Here is a 10,895-nt window from a genome sequence, read left to right as displayed (position 1 = left end):
CTATCAGTCCATACTCACAAGCACCCACACGAATTGCTTGATTCGATTTGTTAAAGAGCGTTTGGTTAAGAGCTTTTCGTCTCAACCGAGGCGCGCATTCTACGCTTTCCTCAGAGTCTGTCAAGCGTTTATTTTGAAGTTTTTTACATCCACTTTCTTTCGAAAGCTAACAACTTCAAACACTTACCGCTTGCCTCGGAGCGTTTGTCGCTGCGAGGAGGCGAATAATACGCGCTTTGAAATTAGAGTCAACACCTTGATCTAAAAAACTTTCCAAGCGTGTTTAGTACCCACCTCGCAACTAATGAAAGCGCAGCGGATCTGTAATGAATCCCCCCCACGGAGCGTAGTGGCCATGAGCGATGCGCAAAACGAGAAAACCCCGGGCTTGTCTGCAGATGAAGAGCAGGAAGTCAGCCACAACCAGCCGCCGCGGGCGGCAGTGCTGCACGAGATCATCCGCTACCAGGGCGACCAGGAGCTGGAGCGTACGCTCGCCGCGCTGTGGTGGTCGGCGCTGGCCGCCGGCTTGTCCATGGGGCTGTCGATGATGGCCATGGGGCTGTTTTACGCCCGCCTGCCGGACGGTGACAGTGCGCAGGTGATTGCCAGCATCGGCTACAGCGCCGGTTTTCTCGCTGTTATCCTGGCACGCCAGCAACTGTTTACCGAAAACACCCTCACCGCCGTGCTGCCAGTGATGACCTCCCCGACCCTGGCCAACTTCGGCCGCCTGTTGCGCCTGTGGGGCGTGGTGTTGCTCGGCAACCTGGCCGGTACCCTGCTGGTTGCCTGGGTGATGCTGGAGCTGCCGATCTTTGACAGCAAGACGGATGTGGCCTTCCTCGAGATCGGCCGCAAGGTCATGAAGAACGACATCAGCCAGATGTTTGCCAAAGGCATCGTCTCGGGCTGGATGATCGCCACCATGGTCTGGATGATTCCATCCATGGAGCACGCCAAGATCTGGATCATCCTGCTGATCACCTACCTGATGGCCCTTGGCGACTTCACCCATATAGTAGTGGGTTCAGTCGAGGTGTCTTATCTGGTCTGGGCCGGCGACGAGACCTGGCGCAGTTTCTTGCTGCAATTCGCCTTGCCTACCCTGGCCGGCAATATTATTGGTGGCAGCTTGATCTTCGGCCTGATCAGCCATGCTCAGGTACGCAGTGACAGCGGCAAGCCGCCCTCGCAATTATTGAAAGACCACGAAGCCAGGCCAGCGCGCAGCAGGGACGACAAGCATTGAAGCTTGGCGTGCCGCTGCCGGACCCGCAAAATCTGCGCCGGCAGCATGTGCCTGCAATACCCCAAGCAACAGAAAAGCCTTCGTGCCACCTGCCGGGGATCGGATCTACCGTGAATTGGCTTGCAAGGTCATTTTTCGCCGATGAAACAGTGTTCAACAATATTCACGTGAGTTATGCGATAAACGGTATACCGGCAGAAGAATGACAACATGATGGAAAACAGCAGCGGCAAAGGCCTTTCATTCGTCAAGCGCATCTACCTGCCGCGCATTATAGGCATGGGCATTGGCCTGCTCAGCGTCATGGCTGGCATGGCGCCGCTGGCGCCGCCTGCGTGGATATGGGGGCTGATGCTGGTCAACGGGCTGCTGTGGCCGCACGTGGCTTACTTTTGGGCCACCCGCTCGCCAGCCCCTTACCAGGCGGAACAGCGCAACTTGCTGCTTGATTCACTGATGGGCGGATTCTGGACCGCCGCCATGCACTTCAATCCCTTGCCGAGCGTGACCGTGCTATCGATGATGACCATGAACAACGTTGCTGCCGGGGGCAAGCGGCTGGTCGTGCGCGGGGCAATGGCCCAACTGGCCGGCATGCTTGTCGCCGTTCTGGTCCTCGGCCCCGGCCTGCAGCTGCATGCAACGCCCCTGCAAGTTTATGCTTGCCTCCCTATGCTGACGCTGTACCCGCTTGCCCTGGGCTGGGTGTGCTACCAGCTGGCGATCAAGCTGGCCGACCACAAACGCCGGCTGAGCGCGCTCAGCCTGACCGACAGCCTGACCGGCCTGCTCAACCATGGTGCCTGGAAAGACCTGCTGCTGCTGAAGTTCCAGGCCTGTAGACAACAACAGGGGCAGGCGGTCATAGCCCTGATCGACATCGACCATTTCAAGACTATCAACGACACCTTCGGCCACGTGGTCGGCGATTGTGTACTGCGCCAGCTCAGTGCCGAACTACGGCGAAATTTGCGCGAGGGCGACCAGGCCGGGCGGTACGGCGGAGACGAGTTTTGCGTGATCCTGCCGGACACAAGCCAAGCCCAGGCCTGCCAAGCCATGGAGCGCCTGCGCGAACGTGTCGCCAACTACCGTAATCCGCAGTTGCCGCACCTGCGCATCAGCCTCAGCATCGGCCTGTCAGCATTCCAGGCTGGCCTGCAATCACCGGAACACTGGCTGGAACAGGCGGACAAGGCACTGTACACCGCCAAGCACGCAGGCCGTGACCAAGTCAATTTTGCCCGCAGCGAGGCTGCCACGCTCAGGCTGGCCTATCCTGATTGAACCCCCTGCCTGACTGCCCGGCGGGAGGCTGCTTGAAGGAGCTGCTCGCGCATGGCCAGGACCGCCAACCTTCCACCCGCAAGCCCTACGCCGCGCTTTCAGGTGCGCCACCTGATTGCCGGTTTCAGCACAGTGTACGGCCTGGCCTGCCTGGTCATCCTCGGCGCCCTGTTCAATATCGCGACCACGCTCGACAAGCAGGAGCGCCAGCGTAGCGCGTTCCATGCGACGCAGGCGCTGGAACAGCGTCTGCTGGCCTCACGCCAGTTTCTGTCCAGCTACGCCGTATGGGATGCGGCCTTCGAGCACCTGGCAGGCCACGCCGACTGGCATTGGGCCTACGAGGAGAAGAATGTAGGTGAATCGTTGTACAGCGCCAGCGGCTACGAAGGGGTGTTCGTGGTGGAAAACGACCGTACCACCTACGCCTTGTTCAAAGGCCAGCCCACCCAGGCAGGCGCCAACACCTATATAGACGCAACGCTCCAGCCGATCCTCGACCAGGCCCGTGCAGCCGCAATTCCCCGCGAGCAGATAACCCGTTTCGTGCTGTTCAATGGCTGGCCGGCGGTACTCAGTGCCGCAGCCATACGCCCGGACCGCGACGTCACCGACAGTGAGGTAAGCCAGGCACCCGTGATGCTGTTCGTCGACCAGTTGACCGAAGAAAAACTGGCACAACTGGGCAAAGGTGCCGGGCTGACCCGCATGCATGTGGAAAAGGAAGATATGCAGCAGCATGACCACCTGCGTATCGACCTGGGTGACACCGGCTATCACCTGTCCTGGAGCAGCCCGCTGCCGGGGCACCAATTGCTGTGGGCGGTAATGCCAGCCCTGTTGAGCGCGCTGCTGATACTTGGCCTGATCATGCTTTACCTGTTCCGCCTGACCTTGCGCAGCTCGCGGGCGATCGGCCTGACGCTTTCGCACTTGCAGCAGAGCAACCAGGCCCTGGAGGCTAGCGAACAGCGTTTTCGCGCAGTGGCCGAGTCGGCATCCGACTGGATCTGGGAAACTGACCGACAACAGCGCCTGACGTACCTGTCACAGCGCTTTGCCAATGTTACCGGCTACGCGGTGGACGATTGGCTGGGGCACCCGCTCAACCAGTTGCTGGCCTGCGATACCACCCCGCTCTCACCCTGGCTGGACGCCCTGGCCAACGCAGACCCCGAGCAACTGGCCAACCTGCGCTGTACTTACCGCGACCAGAATGGCCAGAACCGCTACTGCAGGATTTCGGCCCGCGCCATCTGGCATGACGACACACCCATCGGTTTTCGTGGCACCGCCAGTGACATCACCGACGAAGTCGACGCCCACGCGCGCATCCAGCACCTGTCGCTGCACGACCCTCTCACTGGGCTGGCCAACCGCAACAAGCTCGCCAGGCACCTGGAGCAGGCCCTGCTGCGGGGCAATGACTCGCCGCCACTGTCACTGCTGTTGCTGGATCTGGACAACTTCAAGCCGATCAACGACTCCCTCGGCCATGCCGCCGGGGATGCCGTGCTGCAGGAAGTGGCGACGCGCCTGCGCGACACCACCCGCGATGGCGACCTGGTCGCACGCCTGGGCGGCGACGAGTTCATTCTGGTCCTCAGCGGCATGGACAACCGCAGCGAAGTCGACCGTTTCTGCGCACGCCTGATCGACCTGCTGCAGCACCCCATCACCTTCGACAGCCAACTGCTGCACGTCGGCGTCAGTATCGGCGTGGCACAGACCCGCACCCAGGGTTTCGATGCCGGCGAACTGATCCGCTGCGCCGACATCGCCCTGTACCAGGCCAAGGCCGATGGCAAGAATACCTGGCGCTACTTCGCCGCCGAAATGAACCAGCAGATCCAGTACCGTCGCCAGTTGGAAAACGACTTGCGCCGGGCATTGCGCAACCAGGAGTTCGAGCTGCACTACCAGCCACGCTACCGCCTCAGCGACCGGCGCATCGTCGCGGTTGAAGCCTTGCTGCGCTGGCAACACCCACAGGAAGGGTTGCTGGGGCCGGATACCTTCATCCCGCTGGCCGAGCAAAGCGACATCATCGTCGCGCTGGGCCGCTGGGTGCTGCGCGAAGCCTGCCGCACTGCCCACGACTGGCCCGCCGACATTCTGGTTTCGGTGAACCTGTCGCCTGCGCAGTTCCTGCGCAGCGACGTGGTCGCCGACGTACGCGAGGTCCTGCTGGACACCAGCTTCCCGGCCCAGCGCCTGGAACTGGAAATTACCGAAAACGTGATGCTCAACGACATCGAGGGCGCGCTAGGCACCATGCTGTCACTCAAAGAGCTTGGCGTGCGCCTGAATATGGACGATTTCGGCACCGGCTACTCGTCGCTGGGTTATCTGCGTACCTACCCGTTCGACAGCATCAAGATCGACAAACGCTTCATCAATGGCCTGAACAGCAGCGGCGGTAGAGACCGCGCCATGGTCCAGGCCATCATCAACCTGGGTGAGGCGATGGGGTTGACGGTAACTGCCGAGGGGGTAGAGAGCGAACAGCAGCTCAAGGCACTGGAGAAAGACCGCTGCCATGAGGTGCAGGGCTTTTACATGAGCCGGCCGCTGGACAGTGCCGGGGTGGCGGCGTTGTTGCACCAGACATCCCATAGCACTGCAAAGCCCTTGTAGGAGCAGCCTTGTGCTGCTCCTACAAGGGCCGGGTTTATTGCTGCACGGTGCGTTCGGCCACGATGTCTGGCAGATCCCGGCGGCGCAGGTAGGCGCGCAGTGGCTCAGCAATGTTCAGGCGGTCATCCACATGCTGCTCCAGCAGCAGCGCCAGCCGCTCACGGCAAAGCGCCATGCGCTGCCCTTGCTCGGGACGCCAGACAAACTCGCTGCAGGGGGTAATGCTGTCGTCGGCCACGTCCATGCCGAACGAGTCCTCGGAAAACCGCACGATATGAACGCCGCGCTTGCCATGAAAACCGACAAAACCTTTGAGCTGGTCGGCGGCGTTGCAGATGTCCTGGGAAGTGATGGCCATGACGTAACCTCGCAATGAAATCGAAAGATACGCACGCCTGGCGGAATCGGTCGCCTCTACCGGGCAACTCGCAAACGGCAGCCTAACGCAAGTGGCAGGCCGTTCGCCAAGGGTTTTCGTGCTTACCCCGCACGCCTTTACCTGTGGCCGGCACCTGGCTCAATGTTCACTTGGTGCAGGGTCGACCTGCGACGCCAGCACCGCCGCCAGCCACTGCATGAACGCTTGAACCCGGCGCGGCACGTGCCGTTGCCGGGCGTACAGCAGTGACACCGGCATGGCCGGGGCCTGCCAGTCTTCCAGTAGCGAAACCAGCTCGCCTCGCTGCAAATGCTCGGCCACACCCACCGCCGGTACCTGGATCAACCCCAGCCCGGCCAGGCAGGCCGCCGAGTACGCCTCGGCGTTGTTGACCGTAACCACACCAGCCATGGCCTGGTATTGCAGCTCACCACCTTGCAGGTATTCGAAACCGGCACTGCGCGCCCCCAAGGTACGCACGTAGTGCACCAGTTGGTGCCCCGCCAGTTCCTGCGGCGTCTGCGGCACGCCGTAGCGGGCCAGGTAGGCGGGGCTCGCACAGTTGCGCATGCTCAGTTGCCCGACCGGCCGCGCCACCACATCCAGATCATGCAGGGCACCTATGCGCATCACGCAGTCAAACCCCTCGCGCAGCAAATCAACCTGGCGGTCAGTGCAACTGAGCTCCACCTCCAGCCGCGGAAAGCGCTGCAGAAACTGCGGCAACGCCGGGATGATGACCCGCCGCGCCATCATGGTCGGCAGGTCGATGCGCAGGCGCCCGGCCAGCTCGGCATCGTCGGCGCTGAACAGGCTCTCGATCTCATCCATGCCTGACAGCAGGTCCTTGCTACGCTCGTACAGCAAGGCGCCATCCTGGGTCGCCTGCACCCTGCGGGTAGTACGGTTGAACAGCTGCGTACCCAGCAAGCGCTCCAGTGCCTTTACCTGCTCTGACACGGTCGAGCGTGGCAGCCTCAGGCTCTCGGCAGCCAGGGTGAAGCTGCTGACCTCACTCACCCGCACGAAGGTGCGCAACAACTCCAGCTTGTTCATTTGGGCCTCGGCTATCCGGTTCTGTCGAACAGTATTTCCATTTTTACCGGATTTAACAGCCTCGAGCCGACCAATAAGCTGACCACATCCACCCAGCCTGAGGCTTTGAACATGACGCGCAAAATTGCCCTGATCACTGGCGCCAGCCGCGGCCTTGGCCGTAACGCTGCCGAACACCTGGCCGCACGCGGTATCGATGTAATTGGCACTTACCACAGCAAGGCGGACGAAGCCCAGGCCGTAGTTGCCCGACTGGAGCAGGCCGGGGCGAAAGCGGCCATGCTGCAACTCGACGTCAGCGACAGCAGCAGTTTTGCCAGCTTCGCCGAGCGCCTTGGCAGCACCCTGCAGCAGCACTTTGGCCGCGAGCGTTTTGACTTTCTGGTGAACAATGCCGGGATCGGGCTGAATGTGCCGTACGTCGAAACCAGCGAGGCGCAGTTCGACCAGTTGCTGAATATTCAGCTGAAAGGACCCTTTTTCCTCACCCAGCGCCTGCTGCCCCTGTTGGTCGACAATGGCCGTATCGTCAACATTTCTACCGGCCTGGCACGCTTTGCGCTGCCGGGGTATGCCGCCTATGCCGCGATGAAGGGCGCAATGGAGGTGCTGACCCGCTACCAGGCCAAGGAACTGGGCGCGCGTGGCATTCGCGTGAACATTCTGGCGCCGGGGGCGATCGAGACCGATTTCGGCGGCGGCGTGGTGCGGGATAACCAGCAGGTGAATGAATACATTGCCGGCAATACGGCGCTGGGCCGCGTGGGCTTGCCGGATGACATCGGGGCAGCGATTGCGCTGTTGCTGGAAGACGGCAATGGCTGGATTACCGGGCAACGGCTGGAAGTGTCGGGCGGCATGTTCCTATGAGCCTCACGGCACGCTAGGCGATGCGCCGTACCTGTAGGAGCAGCCTTGCGCTGCGAAGAGGCCGGCATGGCCAACACAACTACATTGCCGGTACTGGCCTCTTCGCAGCACCAGGCTGCTCCTACAGGCTAACAAGGCAGCACCATCACTGCTCGCCCCGGTCCTCGTGCACCTGCACGCTCGCGGTCATGCCTGCACTCAGCGTCACCCCTTCCGGTACCTGGTCCAGGCGAATCCTTACGGGTATGCGCTGGGCCAACCGCACCCAGTTGAAAGTAGGCTCCACCTCCGGCAACAACTGGCTGTCGGGGTTACTGTTGCGGTCGGTGATGCCGCGGCTGATGCTTTCCACATGCCCTTGCATGGGTTCGCCGGCGCCCATCAGCCAGACTTTCACCGTGTCTCCCACACGAATACGCGGCAGCTTGGTTTCTTCGAAATAGGCCTGGATATAAAAGGTTGAATCGTCCACCAGGGCCATGACCGATTCCCCGGTGTTCACGTAGTTGCCCTCGGCCAGACGCAGGTTGGTGATATGCCCGCTGCGCGGCGCGCGCACTTCACTGCGCGCCAGGTTGATCTTGGCAACCTGCAACTGCGCTTCGGCCTCATGCAGTTCACCGCGCGCGATAGCAGCATTGATCTGGGCGTTTTCACGCAACTCGGCACTGATCGCCTCTGGCCCCAGGGCGGTGCGCCGGGCGGCCTCACGCTCGCGCAAGCGCAGTTGCTGGGCGCGGGTCTCAGTCACCGCACGTGCCTGGTCGAAGGCAGCCTGAAAGCGCTCGCGGTCGATGTTCATCAACAGGTCACCCGCCTTGACCTGCTGGTTGTCATGGACTTTGAGCTCACGTACCCACCCGGACACGTCAGGGGCAATCACCACCACATCGGCACGCACACGGGCATCGCGGGTCCAGGGCGTAAGCATGTAGTACTGCCACAGCTGGTAGCCGGCCAACACGGCCAAAGCCACCACACACAGCGTCACCAGGGTACGTACGGCCGCACGCATTGAAACACTCCTTTATAAAGCTCCCAGCAGCCTCACCACCAGGAACAACACACAAACGAACAGCGCTGCGTCGAACAACGCTTCATGCCAGATCCAGCGCCCCAACGGCGTCGCCTGCACCACCAGGCGCAGCACGCCGGTGAGCAGCAGGGCCAGCAACACATAAAGCAGAAACGGGCTGAGCAGCACGCCGCCCACTTCCCATTCATGCAACCCCATAGGCGTCCTCCTGCCAGCGGCACCATTTGCCCCAGCTTTTCTGCAATTGCAGCACCGCACCTTCGGCCAGCCGCAGCGGGTCACTGGCAGGCAGCCGGCGCAAGGCGGCTATGAATTGTTCACTGGCAGCGTCCAGGCGATGCCCGCGCCCGGCGCCCGGCCCTTTGGCCAGTACCGCCTCTACCTGCTGCAAATACTCGCGCTCGGCGCGCCCCAAGGGGGCTTGGGCGACCGCCAGGCACATGCGCAGATGCACCAGTTCATCACCGATATCCAACCCATGCAGGCCGTCATCCCAGCGCTTGCGCTCGCTTTCGGGCAGCTCGCCAGCCTGCCGGGCCAGTTGCATCAGGCGGTCGGCCATGCGCCCGCCAAACCAGCTGTCGGCACCGCGCAGGTCGCGCCGGGTCAGGCGCACCAGGTCGCTCTGGGTGGCTGCCCGCAGGCGCCGGCCCAGCCAGGCCGGGTGGCGGAACACCAGCAAACGGAAGGCCATTACCGCTGCCGACACCCCTACCAGCATCGCCAGCGCACTGTTTAGCATGGTCGCCACACCAAACTGCATGACGTTGAGCGGGGACACCAGCACAATGAAGTGCAGGCAATAAGACGTTGCAGTGGCCCCGGTACGTGGGTGGGCCATGCCCAATGCGCCGAGAAACAACGGCACGCCCATGCCCAGGCAAAGCATGGCAAAGCTGCTCCATTGCGGCAGCAGGATCTGCCCGACCAGAAACGCCGCGGGTATCGCCAGGAAGATGCCGCGCAGGAAGCTCAGGCCAATCTGCGCGCCGTTCTCACGGCTGGCGAACAGGCTGCAGACCACGCAGGTCAACACCAGGCCACCCGGCGCAGAAGGCCACGCCGTCGCCAGCCAGAAGCCGCTCATCACCAGAAAGGCCAGTGCGCTGCGTGAACCGAACAGCAATGCCAGGGACCAGTCGCGGTGCACGGCCAGGCCCTGTGACACATCCTTGGGCGCCCTGCCCGCCTCCACATCCTCCAGCGCCTGGCTGGCGGCCATGGCGTAATCCAGCAACAAGGCCATGCGCGCCAGGCAGAAGTGCTCCGCCGAACTGATCTGGTCATCATGGGCCGCATCCCAGATGCGCTGGCGCAGCAGTAACAGGCTGGGCCGGTCGGGCTCGAGCAGCAGCGCGCGCACCTCGTCCAGCCAATGTGCCAAGTGCGCTGCCTCACGCTCATCCAGATGCTGCCATTGCCGCCGCACCGAGCGCGAGATCCGCAACAGCACCATCAGCTTCTGGCTCAGGCCACGGATCGCGCGGGCTCGCTGGCGACCGCGATTGCCTTCGAACCAGGCATGTTCACGCTGGCTGTCGATAGCAACGATACGCCCCAGGCTCTCCAGCAAGCCTTTGCGTGCCTCGTCTGCCCCGCCAAGCATGGCGCTGGCAGCCTGCAGGCCGTTCTGCCATGCCTGTCGGGCCTGCCCGGCCAATTGCTGCTCCACCCGCATTGGCCAGAGCAACGCACTGCTTGCAGTGGCGCAGAAAATGCCCAGGCAGATCTCGGTACAGCGCGCCACAGCCTGGTCAAAGACCTGCAGCGGGTGGTCGATGGCCGGCAAGGCAATAATCGCGGCAGTGTAGCCAGCCAGCACGAAGGCATAGGCCCAGGCGCTGCGCAGTTGGGTCGAGGCCGCAGTGCACAAGGCCAGCCACAGGGCGAGGGTAAACAGGAACAGCCCAGGGGTCTGGGCGAACAGGCCGATGAACACCACGGACATCACGGTACCGACCAAGGTGCCGGCCAACCGCGCCAGGCCTTTCTGCACCACCATCCCTGACAGCGGCTGGGCGACGATGAAGGCGGTCATCAGTGCCCAGGACGGTTGCTCCAGGCCCCAGCGCATTGCCAGCCACAACGCCAGACCGCCACCGAGCAGGGTCTTGACGGCGAATTTGAGGGCGAGGCTGCTGGGGGCGAACAGGGCCTGAAAGGTGATGGGCACTAGGCGGACCTTGCGAGGGATGGTCGTACTGAAAAGATAGACAATGGTGAGCAGGATAAAGCTCAAACGATTAATTAGCTAGCTAATCATCTTTATTGGGACATTGGTAAGCCTGTGCTGCGAAAGAGCCGGCACCGGCAACACTTAAATCGCAGGCAAAAAAATGGGCGACCGAAGTCGCCCTAAATGCCTTGCGTGCTCGTGT

Annotated in this window: 10 protein-coding genes; 5 read left to right on the top strand and 5 right to left on the bottom strand. The window is 62.2% G+C overall.

Annotated elements, in window-relative coordinates; all coding sequences use genetic code 11:
- Window positions 1–355: 355 nt before the first annotated feature.
- Genes LU684_RS12455 through LU684_RS12440 form a run of 4 tightly spaced genes read left to right on the top strand, consistent with a single transcriptional unit; the run spans window position 356 to window position 5,176 of the window.
- Window positions 356–1,252, top strand: coding sequence for a formate/nitrite transporter family protein (locus LU684_RS12455; RefSeq protein WP_016488707.1), 897 nt, complete (start codon window positions 356–358; stop codon window positions 1,250–1,252).
- Window positions 1,249–1,458 (top strand): hypothetical protein, encoded by a 210-nt coding sequence (locus LU684_RS12450; RefSeq protein WP_139138834.1) that lies wholly within the window; start codon window positions 1,249–1,251, stop codon window positions 1,456–1,458. Before LU684_RS12455 ends, LU684_RS12450 begins: the two co-directional genes overlap by 4 nt.
- 7 nt (window positions 1,459–1,465) lie before the next feature.
- Window positions 1,466–2,539: a diguanylate cyclase gene (locus LU684_RS12445; protein WP_024717439.1), complete on the top strand. Its 1,074-nt coding sequence runs from the start codon at window positions 1,466–1,468 to the stop codon at window positions 2,537–2,539.
- A 51-nt stretch (window positions 2,540–2,590) separates the two neighbouring features.
- Window positions 2,591–5,176: a bifunctional diguanylate cyclase/phosphodiesterase gene (locus LU684_RS12440; RefSeq protein ID WP_232894689.1), complete on the top strand. Its 2,586-nt coding sequence runs from the start codon at window positions 2,591–2,593 to the stop codon at window positions 5,174–5,176.
- A 34-nt stretch (window positions 5,177–5,210) separates the two neighbouring features.
- On the opposite strand, the gene LU684_RS12435 is transcribed toward LU684_RS12440, so the two are convergent.
- Window positions 5,211–5,534 (bottom strand): DUF2025 family protein, encoded by a 324-nt coding sequence (locus LU684_RS12435; protein WP_023047378.1) that lies wholly within the window; start codon window positions 5,532–5,534, stop codon window positions 5,211–5,213.
- 159 nt (window positions 5,535–5,693) lie between these two features.
- Window positions 5,694–6,611, bottom strand: a complete 918-nt coding sequence (locus LU684_RS12430) for a LysR family transcriptional regulator (RefSeq protein WP_060520066.1) — start codon at window positions 6,609–6,611, stop codon at window positions 5,694–5,696.
- A gap of 111 nt (window positions 6,612–6,722) precedes the next feature.
- Here LU684_RS12430 and LU684_RS12425 point away from each other — a divergent pair, with 111 nt between their 5' ends.
- A complete protein-coding gene (locus tag LU684_RS12425) occupies window positions 6,723–7,481 on the top strand; it encodes an SDR family NAD(P)-dependent oxidoreductase (protein ID WP_024717440.1) in 759 nt (252 codons plus the stop codon).
- Between the two features lie 145 nt (window positions 7,482–7,626).
- Here LU684_RS12425 and LU684_RS12420 read toward each other — a convergent pair whose 3' ends face one another.
- Genes LU684_RS12420 through LU684_RS12410 form a run of 3 tightly spaced genes read right to left on the bottom strand, consistent with a single transcriptional unit; the run spans window position 7,627 to window position 10,690 of the window.
- Window positions 7,627–8,496: an efflux RND transporter periplasmic adaptor subunit gene (locus LU684_RS12420; RefSeq protein WP_023047377.1), complete on the bottom strand. Its 870-nt coding sequence runs from the start codon at window positions 8,494–8,496 to the stop codon at window positions 7,627–7,629.
- A 12-nt stretch (window positions 8,497–8,508) separates the two neighbouring features.
- Window positions 8,509–8,715, bottom strand: coding sequence for a DUF1656 domain-containing protein (locus tag LU684_RS12415; protein WP_016488714.1), 207 nt, complete (start codon window positions 8,713–8,715; stop codon window positions 8,509–8,511).
- Window positions 8,702–10,690, bottom strand: coding sequence for an FUSC family protein (locus LU684_RS12410; RefSeq protein ID WP_024717441.1), 1,989 nt, complete (start codon window positions 10,688–10,690; stop codon window positions 8,702–8,704). Before LU684_RS12410 ends, LU684_RS12415 begins: the two co-directional genes overlap by 14 nt.
- Between the last annotated feature and the right edge of the window lie 205 nt (window positions 10,691–10,895).

Source organism: Pseudomonas sp. NMI542_15, from assembly GCF_021283425.1.
In the GTDB taxonomy this organism is placed as follows: domain Bacteria; phylum Pseudomonadota; class Gammaproteobacteria; order Pseudomonadales; family Pseudomonadaceae; genus Aquipseudomonas; species Aquipseudomonas fortuita.
This window is presented reverse-complemented; position numbering and strand designations above follow the sequence as displayed.

Coding starts and splice junctions, on each gene's coding strand:
- LU684_RS12455 (WP_016488707.1), top strand. CDS start 356: ATGAGCGATGCGCAAAACGAGAAAACCCCGGGCTTGTCTGCAGATGAA.
- LU684_RS12445 (WP_024717439.1), top strand. CDS start 1,466: ATGGAAAACAGCAGCGGCAAAGGCCTTTCATTCGTCAAGCGCATCTAC.
- LU684_RS12440 (WP_232894689.1), top strand. CDS start 2,591: ATGGCCAGGACCGCCAACCTTCCACCCGCAAGCCCTACGCCGCGCTTT.
- LU684_RS12435 (WP_023047378.1), bottom strand. CDS start 5,534: ATGGCCATCACTTCCCAGGACATCTGCAACGCCGCCGACCAGCTCAAA.
- LU684_RS12430 (WP_060520066.1), bottom strand. CDS start 6,611: ATGAACAAGCTGGAGTTGTTGCGCACCTTCGTGCGGGTGAGTGAGGTC.
- LU684_RS12425 (WP_024717440.1), top strand. CDS start 6,723: ATGACGCGCAAAATTGCCCTGATCACTGGCGCCAGCCGCGGCCTTGGC.
- LU684_RS12420 (WP_023047377.1), bottom strand. CDS start 8,496: ATGCGTGCGGCCGTACGTACCCTGGTGACGCTGTGTGTGGTGGCTTTG.
- LU684_RS12415 (WP_016488714.1), bottom strand. CDS start 8,715: ATGGGGTTGCATGAATGGGAAGTGGGCGGCGTGCTGCTCAGCCCGTTT.